Raw genomic sequence first — 19174 nt, forward strand, 5'->3', positions numbered from 1 at the left:
GATAAGCCCATGACCCCGCTTTCTGGCCTCAAAGTTGTTGAATTGGCGCGCATTCTGGCAGGCCCCTGGATCGGCCAGTCGCTGGCGGATTTGGGCGCCAAAGTGACCAAAGTTGAAAGCCCGGACGGGGATGATACCCGCAGCTGGGGGCCTCCGTTTATTGAGCGCGACGGCGATAAAACAGCAGCCTATTATTATGCCGCCAATCGTGGCAAAGACTGTGTTGTGGCGGATTTTCGCAGCGAAGCAGGGCGCGCAGAGGTGCTGGAGCTGATCCGGGATGCGGATATTCTGATCGAGAATTTTAAGGTCGGTGGGTTGGCGAAATATGGTCTCGATTATGAGAGCCTGGCCAAGGTGAACCCGCGACTGATCTATTGCTCGGTCACCGGGTTTGGTCAGGACGGACCCTACGCCAAACGCGCAGGTTATGACTTTTTGCTGCAGGGCATGTCGGGGCTGATGTCGATCACCGGCGAGCCCACTGGCCAGCCGCAAAAGGTTGGAGTGGCGATCACCGATGTGGTCACCGGGCTCTATGGGACCATTGGTATTCTGGCGGCGGTTGAACAGCGCCATACCACAGGCCGGGGTCAGCACATCGACATGTCCCTGCTGGACTGCGCTACGGCGGTTCTGGCCAATCAGGCGATGAACTACCTTGCAACCGGCGACAGCCCGACACGGCTGGGCAATGCGCATCCCAATATCGCGCCCTACCAGGTCATGGCGGTACAGGATGGGCATATCATTCTGGCCGTGGGCAATGATGGGCAGTTCCAGCGCTTGTGCGATGTGCTGGGGCTGGCCGGGATCAAGGCGGATGCGCGGTTCAGCTCGAACCAGCTGCGGGTGGCCAATCGCGATGCCTTGACCACTTTGCTGGAAACCGTGCTGGCAGGCTGGACCCGGGGAGAGCTGCTGGCGGCACTGGAGGCGGCGACGGTTCCGGCCGGTCCGATCAATACTGTGGGGCAGGCCTTTGACGATCCGCAGCTTCAGCATCGCGGAATGCAGATTTCCCCAGAAGGCATCCCTGGCGTCCGTGGTCCCTGGAAATTCTCTGATGCTGAGCTGGCGCTGGAGAAATCGGCACCAAAACTGCCCAAGCTGGCCAAATAGTCCGACCGCTTTTGGCTTACCCCGTCTGGGGAGTGATGCTGAGGGGGGGCTGATCCCCCAGCAGGCGCCGTACCTTTGGATCCAGCCTGACGCTGGTGCTGGGGTAGGCTCCGGTCAGTGCCAGCGCTTCGCGGGCGCTGGTGCGCTCAGTGATGCGCACCCATACGGTACGGGTGGCAAAGGGCTGCTGATCCGGGCGGGCAGAGACCCCAAGGGTCAGCCCCTGCAGGTAACTTGTCTGTTGCGGGTGTTCCGGCATCAGAACCGTCTCAGACAAAAAGCCGCCTTCACGTCGGGATGTCTCATACATGCAAAGCCGGTTTCCCTGAAAACTGGCCAGCCCGTGATACCGCCCGCGTTGGCGAATGCTGCCGTCCTGGGAACTGGCCCGCTCATAGGTATGGGTGACAACCAGACCGTCCTGGGCGCGCAGCTGGATCAGACTGCGCAGGATCTGCCCCGGCCAGGTCGGGGTGCAGTAATAGGCGTGATAGATCCCTAAAAACCGCCGCAGCGGGCGGGCCTGGTTTTGAAACAATCGATTGAACGGAAGCAGGGAAGGATTTGCGGCCAGCGCTGCCTTATCCAGCCGCGCGCCCTGTGTGGCGCAGAATTCCGCATGGGGCGCCAGCAGCTCTGCCTCTGTCAGGGCAAAATACTTACTGATGCGCCGCAGGTTATGCGCCGAGGGGGCGCCGCCGCCGCTGAGATAGCGGTTGAACTGCTGACGGTTGATGCCGATGCCACGGCAGGTCTGGGCAATCGGCCCCGCCTCGGCACAGAGCCAGCGCAGGTTTTGGGAAAAGGAGGACTGCATCTGGCTCTCGCTTTTTGAGGTCTCGATAAAATGCTTACATTAGCGTCACTTTGTGCACAATCGCGCAGTATGTGAATTCAATGACCTGGGCGAGATTGCAGCAAGATTTTTAGCCAGAAAAGAGAGCCTCGGATGCCCAACGCCTATGACCTGATCGAGTCCACCTGGATCACCCTGCCCGACGGGCGCCGCCTGGCCGCGCGGATGTGGTTGCCACGGGTGCAGACTCCGGTTCCAGCCATTCTGGAATATCTGCCCTATCGCCAGGGCGATGGCACCGCGCCGCGCGATGAAACCACCCATACGGTTTTTGCCAGCGAAGGCTATGCCTGTATCCGCGTTGACATCGCCGGAACGGGGGACAGCGAAGGCGTCTTTGATGACGAATATTCGGAGCAGGAGCTGAGCGATGGCGAAGCGGTTCTGGCCTGGATTGCGGCGCAGGACTGGTGCGACGGAAACATCGGTATGATCGGCATTTCCTGGGGTGGTTTCAATGGGTTGCAACTGGCCTTCCGCCGTCCCGAGGCGCTCAAGGCGGTGGTCTCGGTGGCCTCGACTGCGGATCGCTACGCCGATGATATCCACTATATGGGCGGCTGCCTGCTCAGCGATAATGCCAATTGGGGTAGCCAGATGTTTGCCTATCAATCGCGCCCGGCAAACCCCAAGAACCGCGCCGACTGGCGGGCGGACTGGATCAAACGGATTGCGGAGATGCCCTTTATGGCCGCTGACTGGCTGCGCCATCCAACCCGCGATGAGCAATGGAAACACGGCTCTGTCTGCGAGGATTGGTCGGCCATCACCGCCCCGGTGCTGGCGATCACCGGCTGGGCGGATGCCTATGTGAATACACCATCCGCCCTGGCGGCAAATCTCACCGCGCCCGCCAAGGCGCTGGTTGGCCCCTGGGAGCATCGCTACGCCCATATCGCCAAACTGGATCCGGCGGATTTCCATGGCGAAGTGCTGGCCTGGTTTGATCACTACCTGCGCGCTAAGGACAGCGGCGCACAGGATCTGCCAGACTACCGGACCTATATGCAGGAGCATTTCAACCCGACCATGCAGAACAAGCCCCGCCAGGGCCGCTGGGTGGCCGAGGCGCAGTGGCCATCGCCCAATGTGCGGGACCGGGTGATGTATCTGGGCGCAGAGGCACTGTCGGAAGAGGTCGCTACAGGACAGCGGGTTGTGCGCAACCCCGCCACGCTGGGGCAGGCAGCGGGCTATTTTTGCGCCGGCATGCGGTTTGAAAATGAACTCCCCGGGGATCAGGCAGCGGACGATGCCTTGTCCACCTACTTTGACACCACACCGCTGACGGAGCCGCTGGAGATTTTAGGGCGGCCGCGCCTGCGGGTCTCGTTCAGCGTTGACCGTCCGGTGGCGCAGCTGGTGGCACGGCTGTGTGATGTCTCTCCCGAAGGGATCTCGCAGCGGATCACCTATCGCACCCTGAACCTGACCCATCGCGACAGCCATGAAACCCCAGAGCTGCTGGTGCCGGGGCAGCGCTATGAGGCCGAGATCGCACTGAATGAATGTGCCCATCACCTGCGCGCCGGGCATCAGCTGCGGCTGGCGCTTTCGACCTCTTACTGGCCCATCGTCTGGCCCGCACCGCAGGCGGCCGAAGTGACGCTGCATCTGGAGAGCTCTAGACTCACCCTGCCGGAGCGGCGCGTTGCAACAGAGATCGCACCGCAAAACCCCGGTGCGCCGCGCGATTACCCAACCCTGCAATCGCAGGTGCTGCGGCCCGCCAGCGGCACCTCACAGACCACAACCCGCGAAGATGGCACAGTGGTGCTGGATACCTTTGATGATTACGGCAAGGCGGTGGATCCTTACCACGGGCTGACGGTGGGCAGTCATGTTTCGATGCACTATGCAATCCACCCTGACGACCCGGCAACCGCTGTGTTTGCCAGTGACTGGGAATTCACCTTTGAGCAAGAGGGCTGGCAGGTCTCGATTGATACTGAGAACAAGATGAGTTGCGACGTGGAGAATTTCTATCTCTGGCGCAAAGTGACGGCCCGTGAGGGGGCTGAGGGGGCTGAGGTTCTGGTCAAGGAATGGCAGGAGACCATCCCGCGCGGCTTTCAGTGACGGGCTTTAGGTCAAATCCAAGGTCAGGCGTCTTTCGCCTGACCATCGTTGCGGTTTTGTCTTAAAAATCCAGGCCCAGATCCAGGGTGCTTGCCGAATGGGTCAGTGCACCAGACGAGATGAAATCGACACCCGTCGCGGCGACTTCGGCAATGCGCTCCAGCTTCATGTTGCCAGAGGCCTCTGTCACCAGATGGCCACGGGTCATCTCGACGGCGCGGATGAGGTCCGGGGTGCTCATATTGTCCAGTAGCACCACATCGGCGCCACCGGTTTCCAGTACCTGGCTCAGCTGATCCAGGGTGTCGACCTCGATTTCGACCTTCATCATATGGCTCACACTGGCCTTGGCTGCGTTCAACACCTGCGGGATGCCGCCAGCGGCGGCGATATGGTTGTCCTTGATCAGGATCGCGTCTGACAGACCAAAGCGGTGGTTCGAGCCACCGCCGTGGATCACCGCTTGTTTCTCCACCATCCGCAGCCCCGGCGTGGTCTTGCGGGTGCAGGTGATGCGGGTCTGGGTGCCCTTGGTTTCAGCGACAAACCCGGCGGTCAGGCTGGCAATCCCGGACAGACGCCCGGCAAAGTTCAGCGCCACGCGTTCGCCGGACAAGATCGCGGCGGCTGAGCCCTTGATGGTCATCAAGGTATCGCCGGGGACACAGGGGGAGCCATCCGCGACCAGGGTTTCAACCTGCAGGGCGGGATCCACCAGATGAAAGGCAATGCGGGCGATCTGCATGCCAGAAATAACACCGGCCTCGCGGGCATTCAGCCGCGCTGTATAGCGGGTTTCAGCAGGGATCACCGTGCGGGTGGTGATATCGCCGTTCTGACCCAGATCTTCATGCAGGGCGGCGCGCACCAACGGTTCCAGCAGCAGATCGGGCAGGGCAGCTTGGCGGATCATGGGATGTCCTTTCAAAGGCTTTGGATTACCTTGTTGCGCAGGGCATGGGCCGCGCTGAGGGTGGTTTGGCTGCGCTTGGCGAGGGCAGGGTCTGCCTGCGGAAAATCGGTGCGGAAATGCCCGCCCCGGCTTTCGCGTCGCTCCAGGGCGCAGGCGGCGATCAGTGTGGCGGTGGCGCACATGTTGAGAAAGGCCTCGCCCTGAGACTGGGCTGCTTCCAGCGCCTGCAGGGTGGCAAGTGCTTGCCGCAGCCCTTCGGCGTTGCGGCGCATGCCAACATGGGCCGTCATGGTCTGGCGCAGCTGTTGCACCGCACCCGCATCCATGCTCGACGTTGCTGCCTGGAACACAGGGTGTAGCTCTGCCACCGGCGCTTTTGGCTTTGTGATGGTGTCTGCGATGTCCCGGGCGGCACGGCGGGCATAGACCAGGGCTTCGAGCAACCCGTTCGAGGCCAGCCGATTGGCGCCATGCAACCCGGTTGAGGCAGCCTCGCCGCTGACCCAGAGGCGCTCCAGCGAGGCACGCCCGTGCATATCTGTCTCGATCCCGCCCATGTGATAATGCGCGGCGACAGCCACCGGAATGGGATCTTTTACCGGGTCAATCCCGGCGCGGGCGCAGGTTTCGGCCAGGGCCGGAAAGCGGGTCAGCACCTCGGCGCCAAGGGCGGCACGGGTGTCCAGCATGGGGCGGCGCCCGGCCTGGGTTTCGGCAAAGATGCCCCGTGCAACCACATCACGCGGGGCGAGCTCTGCATCCGGGTGCTGATCCAGCATAAACCGATGGCCCTCTGAATTGATCAGGGTGGCCCCTTCACCGCGCAGGGCTTCTGTCGCCAGAGGGGCGGGGTCTTCGCCGCAGTCAACCGCAGTGGGGTGGAACTGGACAAATTCCGCATCTGCAATGCGGGCACCGGCCCGGGCGGCCAGCCCGATAACCTGGCCCCGAATGCGCGGAGGATTGGTGGTATGGGCAAACAGGCCGCCAGAGCCCCCCCCGGCGAGCAAGACACCGGGGCAGGAGATCAGTACCGGGGCGGAAGGCTGGTCAGAGCGCCGTATCCAGACGCCTGTCACGGTCTCCGCGCGGGTTTCCAGCCGCAGGGCCTCGGTGCCCTCGATAACCTGGATCGAGGGCGTGGCGCGGACCTCTGCGATCAGGGTTTCCATGATTTGCTGGCCGGCCTGATCGCCCTTGACCCGGACAACGCGGGCGGCGGAATGGGCGGCTTCGCGGCTCATCACGTAGTTGCCCTCAGCATCGCGATCAAACGGCGCGCCAAGTTCCGTGAGGTCAAGAATATGATCGCGGGCCATGCGGGTGACCATATCGGCAACCTCGGCATCGACAGTGCCGTCGCCTGCCTTGCGGGTGTCGCGGGCATGGGATTCAGCGCTGTCGCTTTTGGCCATGGCAGCTGCAACGCCTCCCTGGGCCCAGGCGGAACTGGCCCCCAGGCCCAGGGGCTCGGGCGAGATCATCAGCACTGGACGTGGTGCCAGCTCCAGCGCCGCATAAAGCGCCGCAAGACCGGCGCCAACAATGACGATACGGTCGGTTTTCAGCGGTGTGGTCCCAACTGGGGTGTTCATGCGCCTGGCTCCCAAAGCTGCACTGTTGCTGGAGGGGGCGGCACCTCTCAGAGGCCCAGCTTTTGCGACAGATCGATCATTTTCTGCACTGCCTTGCGGGCGCCTTCGGCCACTTTGGGATCAACCTCGATTGGCTCGGACATGGTGTGCAGGGACCAGAGGATTTTCTCCAGCGTGATCTTTTTCATGTAGGGGCACATGTTGCAGGGGCCGACAAAATCCACCTCTGGCAGGCTGTCTGCGATATTGGAGGCCATGGAACATTCGGTGATCAGCAGGGCCTTTTCCGGTTTTTCGTCGGTGACATATTTGATGATGCCGCTGGTGGAGCCAGAGAAATCGGCCTCTGCCACCACATCGGGAGGGCATTCGGGGTGGGCAATCAATCGGGTGCCGGGGTTCCATTCGCGGAATTCACGCAGATCCTTGGCGCTGTATTGCTCGTGCACAATGCAGGAGCCTTCCCACCAGACGACGTTTTTATGCGGCACATCCTGGGCCACATTCTGCGCCAGATACTGGTCGGGGGTCATGATGACCGTGTCGGACTCCATGGCGCCGACAATCTGCGCGGCATTGGAGGAGGTGCAGCAAATGTCCGAGGCGGCTTTGACCTCGGCGGTGGTGTTCACATAGGTGACTACGGGCGCGCCGGGGTAGCGTTTGCGCATCTCGGCGACACCTTCAGCGGTGATCGATTCCGCCAGCGAACAGCCTGCTTCCATGTCCGGCATCAGCACGATCTTGTCCGGGCTGAGGATCTTGGAGGTCTCGGCCATGAAGTGCACACCGCATTGCACGATGACGTCGGCCTCGACCCGCGTGGCCTCGATCGCCAGTTGCAGACTGTCGCCCACCACATCTGCAACCCCGTGGTAGATTTCGGGCGTCATGTAGTTATGCGCCAAGATGACCGCGTTGCGCTCTTTTTTCAGGGCGTTGATGGCAGCCACATAGGGGGCATGGAGAGCCCAGTCCATTGGCGTAACCACGCGCTTCATGCGGGCATATTCTTCGGACATCTCCTGCGCCAGGGCAGGGTTTGGCGCCAGATCGTAGTGAGCGGCGAGCTGATCGCGCATGGTTTGCAGATCAAACATGGCTAATCCTTAAGGTGGTGTTCAGGCAGAAACATTGGGTGAGGTTTCTTTCACGTTCAAATTCCGCACGCAAGGGAGGCACCGGGAATACCGGTGCCTGTGCGGTAATATAGCGCGAGGGAAGCCCGATGTTGAGGTCTATTGGCGCATTGCGGCGGCAAAAGGAAACTACAAATGCACCGGCAGCGTCGCATTTTCAGAGATTTCGGTCTGAATTGGCTGCGGAAACCGGCCAGGTTACGGTAGAAAAAGGAGGCGAATTTGACCCCAGAGCGGAGGCAGTAGAAGGCGGGAATGGACAAATTGTCCATTTTTTGGTTCTGGGCAAAATTCCCCTGTTTTTGAAGGAATAGCTGTGATTTTGACCCAGATGAAGTTCCGATGATGACAAGGCAGGAGGCGGCTATCCTCCCACCCAGCGAGGGGAAAAACAGGCGCAATGGCTGATTTGTTGGATGGTGTGCTACGGGCCTTCTGGCTTTTGGTGACCCTGGATTCTGACTTGGTAGAAATTACTTTGCGCTCGCTGCGGGTCACTTTGACCGCGCTGGTGGTTGCCTCGGTGATTGCCCTGCCGTTTGCAGCGCTGCTGGCAGTGCGCCGGTTTCGGATGCGGCGGACCACCATTGCCGTGCTGAACGCGCTGATGGGGCTGCCGCCTGTGGTGGTGGGATTGATTGTCTATGTATTCTTGTCACGCTCTGGGCCGCTGGGCGTGTTTGGGCTCTTGTTTACGCCAACTGCGATGATCATTGCGCAGGTCATTATCATCGTGCCGCTCATTGCCTCGATTGCGCACCAATCCCTGCGCGAACTGTGGAGCGATTACCACGATCTGCTGATTTCGATGAATGCTACTCAGCGGCAGCGGATCAAGGCCTTGCTCTGGGACGGGCGCCGGGCCCTGCTGACGGCGGCACTGGCGGGATTTGGCCGTGCCATCGGAGAGGTCGGCGCCATCATGGTTGTTGGCGGCAATATCGACCATGCGACGCGGGTGTTGACCACGGCGATTGCATTGGAGACCGGCAAAGGTGACTTTGCCTTGGCGCTGGGCCTCGGGTTTGTGCTGATCGCCATGGCGATCACTGTCAACCTGGTAATCCACTGGCTGGGTCATACGGAAAGTGAGGGGCGTTGGTGATGAAGACCTCCTTGTTTCCTCTGGCCGCCAAACAGGCCACGGTCCGCCGCCGTGGCAAGGTGTTGGTTGGCCCCATCGACCTGACCCTCCAAGGTCAGGGCACGACCATTGTGATCGGTCCAAATGGCGCCGGCAAGACAACCCTGCTGAAAATGCTGCACGGGATCGAGCGGATGAACGGTGGGACACTGGATTGGGCCTGTGCCAAGGAAGAGGCGCAGCAGCGACAGGCCTTTGTGTTTCAGACCCCGATTATGATGCGCCGCTCTGTGGTGGATAATATCGCCTATCCCTTGCAACTGACCGGTGTCGCCCGCACGGAGGCGCGCGCGCGTGCGGCGCTGTGGGCTGAGCAGATCAATCTGGGCGATGCGCTGGACCGTCAGGCCACGCTGCTGTCCGGAGGCGAGCGGCAAAAGCTGGCGCTGGCCCGCGCTTTGATCCGCGAGCCGGATCTGTTGTTTCTGGACGAACCCTGCGCCTCTCTGGATGGCCGCGCCACCCGCGAGATCGAAGAGATCTTGTTGCGGGCCGCAGCCTCGGGAACACGGCTCATCATGTCGACCCATAACATGGGGCAGGCTCAGCGCCTGGCGGATGAGATTTTGTTTGTTTTACAGGGGTGTATTCACGAGTTTTCTTTGGCCCGGGAGTTCTTTGAGGGGCCAAAAACCACGCAAGCGCATGCTTTTCTAAGAGGAGATATTGTAGAATGAAGCAGCTACTATTGGGCACTGTAACAGGCCTGCTACTGACTGGTGCGGCTTGGGCCGATGAGATGAAACTGGCGGTTACCACCTCCTTTCACAACTCAGGCCTGGCGGAAATTTTGCTTCCGGAAATCAAGGCGGACCTGGATCTGGATGTTCAGCTTTTGGTGGTTGGCACAGGTCAGGCCATTCGTCTGGGCGAAGCCGGGGATGTGGATGCCATTCTCGTGCATTCACAAAAGGCAGAGGAGAAATTCCTTGCTGGTGGCAACGGCACCCATCGCCGCGAGATCATGTATAATGATTTTGTCTTTATCGGTCCCAAAACCGATACCGCAGGGGTTGCCGCTGCCAAGGATGCAGCATCGGCATTGCAGTTGATTGCTGAGGCTGCGGCCCCCTTTGTCAGCCGTGGCGACGACAGCGGCACCCACAAAAAAGAGCTGAGCCTTTGGGCGGCGGCGGGTCTTGACGCTGCAGGGTTTGACAGCTGGTACCGCGCGGTTGGTGCCGGTATGGGAGCCGCGCTGAACACGGCCTCAGGTATGGAAGCCTATATCATGGCGGACCGTGCCAGCTGGCTGAACTTTGCCAACAAGGGCAATCTGGAGCTGCTGTTTGCAGGCGATCCGGTCTTGTTTAACCAATATGCCTATCTGCCGGTGAACCCAGAAAAGCACCCCCATGCCAAAAATGATCTGGCGATGAAGCTGGAAGCCTGGCTGACGTCGGACCGGGCCAAGGAGTTGATCAACACCTATAAGATCAACGGCGAAACCCTGTTTGTATTTAACGCCAAACAGTAACTGCGCTGGTCTTTTTTGATGAATGGGCCCCCGTCTGGTGACGGGGGCCTTTTTCGTTTAGGCCGTTCGTTTGGCGGCGTGGAGCCTATGGCTCTTGTCCGTCAATGGTGAGCGTCACCCGATCTCCGGCAAACCAGGTGCGGCCAAATTCAACCGGGCGACCATTTGGGTCGATGTTGACACCCGTGGTGCGCAGAATTGGAGCGCCTTCCGCAATTTGCAGGTGCAGGGCCTGGGTCGCGGTTGCCAGTTTGGCGGTAATGCGGGTTTCCAGCCGGGTGTAATCGGCAATGCCACAGGCCTTGAGCGCCGCCGTGACCGATTGCAGGTCTTCCAGGGAGGTCAGCAGGTCGGGCAGAATTTGCGCGGGAAAGACGCTTTGAAACAGGGCAATGGGTTGCTCATTTGCCAGCGAGAGCCCGTCATAGACATGCACCAGATCCCCGGCCTGCAAATCCAGAGCTGCGGCCTCTGTCTTGTCGGCGGCGCGGGTCTCAAGTGCCAGAATGCGTTTGGCGGGGATCTGGCCGCCGCGGGTGATATTCTGGTGAAACCGCACCCGCTTGCCGATGGGATAATCGGTGGGCGCAGCGGCAACAAAGACGCCAGAGCCGCGCCGGGCATGCACCAGCCCCTGCTCGGCCATTGCCGCCAAGGCGCGCCTGACCGTGTGGCGATTCACCCCAAAACGCGCCGCCAACTGGGCCTCTGAGGGCAGTTTGTCGCCGCTGCCATAACGTCCCTGTCCGATGTCATCCGTGAGCGAAATTGTGATGGATTTCCAAACGGCTGTGCGGTTTCCGGGGAGGGGCGTCTTGGGGCCGCTTTGGGGCATGTCACTAAACTTTCACAAGGTTTCGATTGCGCTTTGGGGCAGGGCTTCGCTATGATTTGTCTAGTTGTATAGAACATGTAGACAAGCTGGCCAAGAGGCTCTGACAGATGAAGACAGACATTTCCCTTCCTGCACGCAAGACCTGGATGAGCCTGCTGGCCCAGGCCGACGAGGGTGAGCTTAGCCAGTTGTGGCAGGCTTTTGGCAGCGAGCCCGAGTTTGATTGGCTCCGCACGCCCGAGGCTGGCGGTGTCATGGTGCGGGGCCGTATGGGCGGCAGCGGCGCGCCTTTTAACCTGGGCGAGATGACGGTGACGCGCTGTGCGCTGACGCTGGCGGATGGCACTGTGGGCCATGCCTATGTTCAGGGGCGCTCGAAACCCAAGGCCGAGATTGCCGCCAAGGTGGATGCCTTGATGCAGACCAAAGCGGCAGAGGATCTGCGCCAGGCCGTGTTGGAGCCGCTCCAGCAGGCGCAACGCTGCCGCAAGGAGGCGCGGGCGGCCAAGGCTGCGGCCACCAAGGTTGAATTTTTCACAATGGTTCGGGGAGAGGATTGATGTCCCTAGATATCAAAACCAACAGCTATGGCGGTGGCTTTGCGACGCCGCCCGTGGATGCTGCAAATGCCTTTCGCGCGGCGATGAACGCCATGGCGCGGCCAGGCACTGTTCAGGACATCACCGGGGCAGAGCCACCTGCCGGGATTTCCGCGGCTGCGGGCTGCCTGTTGCTGACGTTGTGTGACCCGGAAACCAGTGTCTATCTGGCGCCGGATGTCGACAGCCCGGCGCTGCGCTCCTGGCTGGCCTTTCACACCGGCGCGCCACTTGTTGCCGCTGACAGGGCGGATTTTGCCCTGGGCAGCTGGCAGGCCTTGATGCCGCTGTCCCAATACCGGATCGGCACGCCGGAATACCCGGACCGCTCCGCCACTCTGATTGTCGAGCTGGAGGATTTTGCCGTCCCGAATGCCAGCCTGTCCGGTCCGGGCATCAAGGAGCGCAGCCTCTTTGCGCTGCCGGATGTCGCGAGGTGTCAGGGCAATGCCCTGCAGTTTCCCTTGGGCGTGGATTTTTTCTTCACCTGCGCGGCGCAACTGGCCGCCTTGCCGCGTTCAACCACCATTCTGGCAAAGGACTGATTGCATGTATGTAGCCGTAAAGGGTGGCGAACGTGCCATCGACAATGCCCATGCCTGGCTCGCCGAAGAGCGTCGTGGTGATACCGGCGTTGCGGAGCTCAGCCTGGCGCAGATCCGCGAACAGATGAGCCTCGCTGTCAATCGTGTCATGTCTGAGGGCTCGCTTTATGATCCTGACCTGGCAGCCCTGGCGATCAAGCAGTCGCGTGGTGATCTGATCGAGGCGATCTTTCTGATCCGCGCCTATCGCACCACCCTGCCGCGCTTTGGGTATAGCGAAGCGGTAGATACTGGCGCCATGGCCTGTGATCGCCGGGTTTCCGCCACCTTCAAGGATGCCCCTGGTGGGCAGGTGCTGGGGCCAACCTTTGACTACACCCATCGCTTGCTGGATTTCAAACTGGCCGCAGATGGTGAGCAGCCTGAGGCCCCGACTGCGCCACCGCGTATGGAAACAACCCCGCATATCACCGAGTTTTTGCAGGGCGAGGACATCATTGAGCGCGAGCCAGGCTCAGAAGCCGTGCCCGGTGATCTGACCCGCGAACCGATGAGCTTCCCTGCCGGGCGCGCCGTGCGGCTGCAGTCGCTGGCGCGGGGGGATGAGGGGTTTATCCTTGGCATGGCCTATTCCACCCAGCGCGGCTATGCGCGCAACCATGCCTTTGTCGGCGAGCTGCGCATTGGCAAGGTGCCGGTTGAGATGGAGATCCCCGAACTGGGCTTTGCCATCGAGATTGGTGAGGTGGAGCTGACCGAATGTGAGACGGTGAACCAGTTCAAAGGCTCCAAAACCGTGCCGCCGCAGTTCACCCGTGGCTATGGTCTGGTCTTTGGCCAGTCAGAGCGCAAGAGCATCGCCATGGCGTTGGTCGACCGGGCGCTGCGCTGGGAAGATCTGGGCGAGGACAACCTAGGTGCCGCAGCACAGGACGAAGAATTTGTCCTCAGCCACTGCGACAATATCCAGGCGACGGGTTTCCTGGAGCACATCAAGCTGCCGCATTACGTGGATTTTCAATCCGAGCTGGAACTGGTGCGCAAACTGCGCCGCGAAGCGCAGGAGCTGGCGGATCAGATGGCCGCACAGGAGGCGGCGGAATGAAACACTTGGAACATAGGGCAGTGCCCGACCTCGGGTGGGTGCAAAGCACCCTCCCATTTTGCAGGACGCAAGTCTCCGATTTGACGGGGAGGGCGGGCGCGGCCCGGCGATGCCGGGCCAAAGGTAAGAAGGAAGCCCAACATGTCTGACTATAACTTTGCATACCTAGACGAACAAACCAAGCGGATGATCCGCCGGGCGATCCTGAAAGGTCTGGCGGTGCCTGGCTATCAGGTGCCCTTTGCCAGCCGTGAAATGCCGATGCCCTATGGCTGGGGCACGGGCGGCGTGCAGGTCTCAGCCGCAGTGCTGACGCCAGAGGATAGGCTCAAGGTGATTGACCAGGGCGCCGACGACACCACCAATGCGGTGTCGATCCGCAAGTTCTTTGAACGCACCGCCGGGGTTGCCACCACCGAGGAAACCACCAAGGCCAGCGTTATCCAGACCCGCCACCGGATCCCAGAGGCCGAGCTCACCGAGGATCAGATCCTGGTCTATCAGGTGCCAATCCCGGAACCGCTGCGCTTTCTGGAGCCGCGCGAGACGGAAACGCGCAAGATGCACAGTCTGGAAGAATACGGGTTGATGCATGTGAAACTATACGAGGATATCAGCCAGCACGGCGATATCGCCACCTCCTATGCCTATCCGGTCAAGGTGGAGGATCGCTATGTGATGGATCCCTCGCCTATTCCAAAGTTCGATAACCCAAAGCTGGAGATGGCAGCGATCCAGTTGTTTGGCGCGGGGCGCGAACAGCGCATCTATGCAGTGCCGCCCTACACAAAGGTGGTGAGCCTGGATTTTGAGGACTACCCCTTTGAAGCCACCAAAGCCGACCATGCTTGCGATCTCTGTGCGGCTGAGGACAGCTATCTGGACGAGGTCATTCTGGATGATGCGGGCAGTCGAATGTTTGTCTGCTCGGACACCGATTATTGCCGCACAAGACGTGCCGAAGGCCATGTGGGCCGTCTGGGTGAAAACGAAGGGGAGGCCGCGTGATGAGCTCTCAAATTGGAGACCAGGACATGACACCGCTGTTGCAGGTGAATTCCCTGACAAAGATGTACGGGCCCCGAATTGGCTGCAAGGACGTGAGCTTTGATCTCTACCCCGGAGAGGTCATGGGGATCGTTGGCGAAAGCGGGTCTGGCAAATCGACGCTTTTGAATGCCATGGCAGGTCATCATCCGCCGGATCGCGGCGCGGTGGTGTTTGACACCCGCGCCGATGGTCCAGTGGATACACTAAAGATGTCAGAGCCAGAACGCCGCATGCTGGGGCGCACTGACTGGGCCTTTGTGCATCAGCACGCCCGTGACGGGCTGCGCATGTCGGTTTCGGCTGGCGGCAATATCGGCGAGCGGCTGATGGCCGTGGGCGGGCGTCACTACGGCGAGATCCGCACCCAGGCTGCCGATTGGCTGGGACGGGTGGAAATCAGCGACAGCCGCATTGATGATCGCCCCTCGGCCTTTTCTGGCGGTATGCAGCAGCGGTTGCAGATTGCCCGCAATCTGGTCACAGGCCCGCGTCTGGTGTTTATGGATGAACCCACTGGCGGGCTGGATGTCTCGGTGCAGGCGCGGCTGCTGGATCTGCTGCGCAGCCTGGTGCGGGAAATGGGGCTGAGCGCCATTATCGTCACCCATGATCTGGCCGTTGTGCGGCTGTTGGCAGATCGGCTGATGGTGATGAAAGACGGCCATGTGGTCGAAAGTGGCCTCACCGATCAGGTGCTGGATGACCCGCAACATGCCTATACCCAGCTCCTGGTTTCCTCGGTGCTGCAGGTCTGAAGGATGAAGACGATGATTGAACTCGAAAATGTGAGCAAGAGCTTTACCCTGCACAACCAGGGCAGCGCGGTGATCCCGGTGATGGAGCGGGTCAACCTGCAGGTCGCTGCAGGGGAATGTGTCGGTCTGATTGGCGCTTCGGGGGCCGGGAAATCCACCCTGATGCGACTGATTTATGGCAACTACCTGGCGGCCTCGGGACGGGTCATGGTGGGAGATCTGGATGTGGCGCAGGCCGAGCCCCGCCAGATCATCGCCCTGCGCCGCGACACCCTGGGCTATGTCAGCCAGTTTCTGCGGGTGGTGCCACGGGTGGCGGCGCTGGACGTGGTGGCAGAGCCACTGCTGGCTGTTGGCACCCCGATTGAGGCCGCGCGGGACAGGGCCGCCAGTCTGTTGGCGGAGCTGAATATTCCAGAGCGGCTCTGGTCGTTGAGCCCGACAACATTTTCCGGTGGCGAGCAGCAGCGGGTGAATATCGCCCGTGGCTTTGCCTATGACTATCCGGCGCTTTTGCTGGATGAGCCCACCGCCAGTCTGGATGCCAAGAACCGCGCCACGGTGCTGCGCCTGATCGAAGGCGCCAAATCACGGGGGGCGGCCATTATCGGCATTTTCCATGATGAGGCCGCCCGCGATCAGGTCTGCGACAGCTTTGTCGATGTCTCGGTGTTTTCTCCGCAGGTGGCAGCATGACAGAGACCTCCGCAAAGGGACCGGTGATTGCTGTCGTTGGGCCTTCGGGCGTGGGCAAGGACAGTCTGATGGAGGCCCTGGCTGCTGGGGACCAAAACCTTTGCCTGATGCGCCGGGTGGTGACCCGCGCGCCAGAGGCCGGCGGCGAGGACTACGATGCGGTGAGCGAAGGTGCGTTCAGCAAGCTGGTGGAGGAGGGGCATTTTGCCCTGCACTGGTCTGCACATGGGTTGCACTATGGCATCCCACATCAGATCAACGCGCTGCGGGCTGAGGGCAGGGGCGTTCTGGTCAATCTCTCGCGCGCTGTGTTGCTTCAGGCGCAAGAGATCTTTGGCGATGTCATCGTGCTCTCTGTGACGGCCCGCCCGGAGGTTCTGGCCGAGCGGTTGACACAGCGCGGGCGCGAGGACAGCGCCGAGGTTCAACGTCGCCTTGCCCGCGCCCGCCAGCCGCTGCCTGCGGGGCTACGGCGGCTGCACCAGATCGACAACAGTGGAGATCTGCAACAGGCCGTGGCAGCAGCTCGTGCGGCGATCTACGCGACCGCTGCGCCAGAGAGGGGATAGCGGTGGATCAGATGAAACCGTCCCTCGGCGTCTTCGCCCATAAGGGCAATATCCCGGATCGTCAGTGGGCGGGGCAACAGGGGCATCAAATGCGCCTCAAGGGCCGCCTCGACGGCTGGGAGCTCCATCTTGGGCAGCTTCCCGGTGAGAGTGACGTGAAAACGGAACTGATCCAGCACATAGGGGTAGCCCCAGGCGATCAGATTGACCTCCTGCGCCGGGGTAAGGCCCGCCGCGCGGCGCTTCTCCAATTCGGCATCCGGGGCAGGCGCGCGAAACCCGTCCAGATCCCGGACGCAGGCCGCCGCGAGCCTGCCAAGGGCGGTTTCATCGCCAACGACGCGCAGGGCCAGAAAACGCCCCAGGCGGGCCAGATGCAGCCCCTCCAGCACGACCGGGGCCTGGCTGGCCGCCAGGGCAGCGCAGGCCTGTTGCAGGTCGGCCAGGGCATAGCCCTCGGCCAGTCGCATCGGCGGCTTCAGCGTTGCATGCAGCCCGTATTTACGGGGCACTGCGGTGATGCGCGCCAGATCGAGGCCGGAAATCTCCGGTTGGGCAATGACCCGCCCAGCCGCCATGTCCCAGCCCAGCCACTGGGTTGCAAAGACGCTCCAATCGGCCATGGCCGGAGGGGCATAATAGATCGCATATCGCGTGAATGTCACATTGGCCTCCTATACGTGGCCATTCCTATAGCTCGAAAGATGTGAAGCCCAGATGACAGATGAACTGATCCTTGCCAATGCCACCCTTGTTCTGCCCAGTGAGACGCTGCGCGGACAAGTTAAACTCCTGGGCGGAGAAATTGCGGATATCTCTGGGGGCACAGCTGTTCCCCAGGGCGCGCTGGACTGTGAGGGCGACTACCTATGCCCCGGTCTGGTTGAATTGCACACGGATAATCTGGAGCGTCATATCCAGCCGCGCCCTTCCGTCGACTGGCCCCATGCCGCCGCCATCATGGCCCATGATGCGGAACTGGCAGGCACCGGGATCACCACCGTTTTTGACGCCATGCGGGTTGGGTCGGTCAGCCGCAAAGAAAGCCGCTATGGCTCTTATGCGCGGGGGCTGGCGACGGAGCTTCTGGAGCTGCGGGCAGCAGATGCGCTGAAGATCTCACATTTCCTGCACCTGCGGGCAGAGGTCTGTTCGGATACATTGGTCGAAGAATTGGCAGAGTTTGGCGAAGCTGATCGTGTGGGTCTGGTCTCTTTGATGGATCACACGCCAGGGCAACGCCAGTTCCGTGATATTTCCAAACTGGAGGCCTATGTCAAAGGCAAGCACGGGTTTAACGACGCAGAGTTTGCGGCGCATGTCGCCCATCTGAAAACCCTGCGTGACACCCACGGGGATCTGCATGAGGTTGAGGCGGTCAAGGCAGCCCGCCGGTTTGGCGCAGTGCTGGCCAGTCATGACGACACCACGGCAGAGCAGGTGGCCACCTCCGCCAATCATGGTATCCATCTGGCCGAATTCCCAACCACGGTCGAGGCGGCGCGGGCCTGCCACGCCCATGGGATCAAGGTGATGATGGGGGCTCCGAACCTGATCCGCGGCGGCTCTCACTCGGGCAATGTGGCGGCACGGGAACTGGCTGAGCTGGAACTGCTGGATATCATCTCGTCAGACTACGTGCCGGCCGCGCTGCTGATGTCGGCGGTCAAGCTGGGCGAGATCTGGGGCGATATGGCGCGGGGCCTGTCGACCGTCACCCAGGCACCGGCGGATGCGGTTGAACTGGCTGACCGGGGCCGGATCGAGCTGGGCAAACGGGCGGATCTGATCCGGTTCCGGCTGATCGACAACACGCCCGCGCTGCGCGGCACCTGGGCACGCGGGCAGCGGGTGGCCTAGATTGGGACCGCTAGGTCAGTCTTTGGGAGCGGAAAACATGGAAAAGATCATCTGGTTGTCCGATCTTCACTATGTCGAAGACGGAGAGGTTCTGGGGCACGATCCACGAGCGCGGCTGGATGCCGCGATTGCCTATATCAATGCCCATCACAGGGATGCGGCCTACTGTGTTCTTTCAGGTGACCTGGTGGATCGGGGAACCCTGGATGACTATGCTGGGCTGCACAGCCGGTTGCAGCAGTTGGACATTCCCTATCTGCCCCTGGTCGGAAATCACGACGATCGTGGACTGCTGCGCCGCACCCTGCCGCTGCCTGATGGCTGCATGGAGACCTTTGTGCAATATGTAATGCCGACAGAGGCCGCAGTGATTGTTGCTCTGGACACTCAGAAAACCGGGAGTGACGCGGGTGAGTTCTGTTGCGAGCGTCGCAGCTGGCTAATGCAGGTTCTCAAAAACGCAGCGGACCTGCCGGTTCTTTTGTTCATGCATCATCCGCCGTTCGATTTGGGTTTGCCGATGCAGGACCAGAGTAACATGGAGGAGGGAGATGCTTTTCTGGACGTGCTAAACAATAGCGTCAGGAAAGTAAGCCAGCTTTGCATCGGGCATGTTCACCGCAGGGTTTGTGGTGCAGTGCAGGGACTGCCGTTCACGACGCTGGGGTCGGTACTTTACCAAGCCCCACCGCCAGCACCTGCCTGGGATTGGGATAGCTTTGCTCCGGCGCAAGAGGATCCGTGTCTGGGTGTTATCCTGATCGACGGCACCAAGGTCAGCATCCAGAACGAGATCTTCTGTGCCTATGAGGTCGGGACCGGAGCGTACTGATTT

At 61.1% G+C, this 19174-nt stretch carries 20 protein-coding genes; 14 read left to right on the forward strand and 6 right to left on the reverse strand.

Going from position 1 to position 19174, the window contains the following annotated elements:
* Positions 1-9: 9 nt before the first annotated feature.
* Entirely contained in the window at positions 10-1122 is a 1113-nt protein-coding gene (locus ARCT_RS0104990) for a CaiB/BaiF CoA transferase family protein (RefSeq protein ID WP_027239070.1), read from the forward strand.
* 16 nt (positions 1123-1138) lie between these two features.
* Here ARCT_RS0104990 and ARCT_RS0104995 read toward each other — a convergent pair whose 3' ends face one another.
* A complete protein-coding gene (locus ARCT_RS0104995) occupies positions 1139-1939 on the reverse strand; it encodes a helix-turn-helix domain-containing protein (protein ID WP_027239071.1) in 801 nt (266 codons plus the stop codon).
* A 132-nt stretch (positions 1940-2071) separates the two neighbouring features.
* On the opposite strand from ARCT_RS0104995, the gene ARCT_RS0105000 reads away from it, so the two are divergent.
* A complete protein-coding gene (locus tag ARCT_RS0105000; RefSeq protein ID WP_027239072.1) occupies positions 2072-4057 on the forward strand; it encodes a CocE/NonD family hydrolase in 1986 nt (661 codons plus the stop codon).
* Between the two features lie 61 nt (positions 4058-4118).
* Here the strand turns inward: ARCT_RS0105000 and nadC are convergent, their stop codons facing one another.
* Genes nadC through nadA form a run of 3 tightly spaced genes read right to left on the reverse strand, consistent with a single transcriptional unit; the run spans position 4119 to position 7665 of the window.
* Positions 4119-4970 (reverse strand): carboxylating nicotinate-nucleotide diphosphorylase, encoded by an 852-nt coding sequence (gene nadC, locus ARCT_RS0105005; protein ID WP_027239073.1) that lies wholly within the window; start codon positions 4968-4970, stop codon positions 4119-4121.
* A gap of 11 nt (positions 4971-4981) precedes the next feature.
* Positions 4982-6565: an L-aspartate oxidase gene (locus ARCT_RS0105010; RefSeq protein ID WP_027239074.1), complete on the reverse strand. Its 1584-nt coding sequence runs from the start codon at positions 6563-6565 to the stop codon at positions 4982-4984.
* 47 nt (positions 6566-6612) lie between these two features.
* The gene (gene nadA, locus ARCT_RS0105015) at positions 6613-7665 is read right to left on the reverse strand and encodes a quinolinate synthase NadA (RefSeq protein ID WP_027239075.1); all 1053 of its coding nucleotides are present in this window, start codon (positions 7663-7665) and stop codon (positions 6613-6615) included.
* A 439-nt stretch (positions 7666-8104) separates the two neighbouring features.
* Here nadA and ARCT_RS0105025 point away from each other — a divergent pair, with 439 nt between their 5' ends.
* From ARCT_RS0105025 to ARCT_RS0105035, 3 genes are read left to right on the forward strand one after another with little or no spacing between them, the layout of a single operon-like run.
* Positions 8105-8809 carry an ABC transporter permease gene (locus ARCT_RS0105025; RefSeq protein ID WP_027239077.1) on the forward strand — a complete coding sequence of 235 codons (705 nt, stop codon included), beginning with the start codon at positions 8105-8107 and terminating at the stop codon, positions 8807-8809.
* Positions 8809-9525, forward strand: a complete 717-nt coding sequence (locus tag ARCT_RS0105030; RefSeq protein ID WP_036784440.1) for an ATP-binding cassette domain-containing protein — start codon at positions 8809-8811, stop codon at positions 9523-9525. The genes ARCT_RS0105025 and ARCT_RS0105030 overlap by 1 nt, the downstream gene beginning before the upstream one ends.
* Positions 9522-10325, forward strand: a complete 804-nt coding sequence (locus ARCT_RS0105035) for a substrate-binding domain-containing protein (RefSeq protein WP_027239079.1) — start codon at positions 9522-9524, stop codon at positions 10323-10325. Before ARCT_RS0105030 ends, ARCT_RS0105035 begins: the two co-directional genes overlap by 4 nt.
* An 85-nt stretch (positions 10326-10410) precedes the next feature.
* Here the strand turns inward: ARCT_RS0105035 and phnF are convergent, their stop codons facing one another.
* A complete protein-coding gene (gene phnF / locus ARCT_RS0105040; RefSeq protein WP_036784445.1) occupies positions 10411-11160 on the reverse strand; it encodes a phosphonate metabolism transcriptional regulator PhnF in 750 nt (249 codons plus the stop codon).
* A 107-nt stretch (positions 11161-11267) separates the two neighbouring features.
* Between phnF and phnG the strand changes: the two genes are divergently transcribed.
* The 7 genes from phnG to phnN all read left to right on the forward strand — a co-directional run bounded on the left by phnG (position 11268) and on the right by phnN (position 16479).
* Positions 11268-11720: a phosphonate C-P lyase system protein PhnG gene (phnG, locus tag ARCT_RS0105045; RefSeq protein ID WP_027239081.1), complete on the forward strand. Its 453-nt coding sequence runs from the start codon at positions 11268-11270 to the stop codon at positions 11718-11720.
* A complete protein-coding gene (gene phnH / locus ARCT_RS0105050; protein ID WP_027239082.1) occupies positions 11720-12304 on the forward strand; it encodes a phosphonate C-P lyase system protein PhnH in 585 nt (194 codons plus the stop codon). The genes phnG and phnH overlap by 1 nt, the downstream gene beginning before the upstream one ends.
* Positions 12305-12308: 4 nt before the next feature.
* Positions 12309-13409 carry a carbon-phosphorus lyase complex subunit PhnI gene (locus tag ARCT_RS0105055; protein WP_027239083.1) on the forward strand — a complete coding sequence of 367 codons (1101 nt, stop codon included), beginning with the start codon at positions 12309-12311 and terminating at the stop codon, positions 13407-13409.
* Positions 13410-13550: 141 nt separating this feature from the next.
* A complete protein-coding gene (locus ARCT_RS0105065) occupies positions 13551-14417 on the forward strand; it encodes an alpha-D-ribose 1-methylphosphonate 5-phosphate C-P-lyase PhnJ (protein ID WP_027239084.1) in 867 nt (288 codons plus the stop codon).
* Between the two features lie 26 nt (positions 14418-14443).
* The gene (gene phnK, locus ARCT_RS0105070; protein ID WP_027239085.1) at positions 14444-15214 is read left to right on the forward strand and encodes a phosphonate C-P lyase system protein PhnK; all 771 of its coding nucleotides are present in this window, start codon (positions 14444-14446) and stop codon (positions 15212-15214) included.
* Positions 15215-15226: 12 nt separating this feature from the next.
* Entirely contained in the window at positions 15227-15910 is a 684-nt protein-coding gene (gene phnL, locus ARCT_RS0105075) for a phosphonate C-P lyase system protein PhnL (protein WP_027239086.1), read from the forward strand.
* On the forward strand, positions 15907-16479 hold the full coding sequence (gene phnN / locus ARCT_RS0105080) for a phosphonate metabolism protein/1,5-bisphosphokinase (PRPP-forming) PhnN (protein ID WP_027239087.1): 573 nt from the start codon (positions 15907-15909) through the stop codon (positions 16477-16479). The genes phnL and phnN overlap by 4 nt, the downstream gene beginning before the upstream one ends.
* Here phnN and ARCT_RS0105085 read toward each other — a convergent pair.
* Complete coding sequence (locus ARCT_RS0105085; protein WP_027239088.1) at positions 16449-17144, reverse strand: DUF1045 domain-containing protein; 696 nt, start codon at positions 17142-17144, stop codon at positions 16449-16451. The two genes, phnN and ARCT_RS0105085, sit on opposite strands and share 31 nt — an antisense overlap.
* A gap of 52 nt (positions 17145-17196) precedes the next feature.
* On the opposite strand from ARCT_RS0105085, the gene ARCT_RS0105090 reads away from it, so the two are divergent.
* Positions 17197-18339, forward strand: coding sequence for an alpha-D-ribose 1-methylphosphonate 5-triphosphate diphosphatase (locus ARCT_RS0105090; RefSeq protein WP_027239089.1), 1143 nt, complete (start codon positions 17197-17199; stop codon positions 18337-18339).
* A gap of 37 nt (positions 18340-18376) precedes the next feature.
* Entirely contained in the window at positions 18377-19171 is a 795-nt protein-coding gene (locus ARCT_RS25480; RefSeq protein WP_036784452.1) for a metallophosphoesterase, read from the forward strand.
* Positions 19172-19174: the final 3 nt, after the last annotated feature.

Source organism: Pseudophaeobacter arcticus DSM 23566, assembly GCF_000473205.1.
In the GTDB taxonomy this organism is placed as follows: Bacteria; Pseudomonadota; Alphaproteobacteria; order Rhodobacterales; family Rhodobacteraceae; genus Pseudophaeobacter; species Pseudophaeobacter arcticus.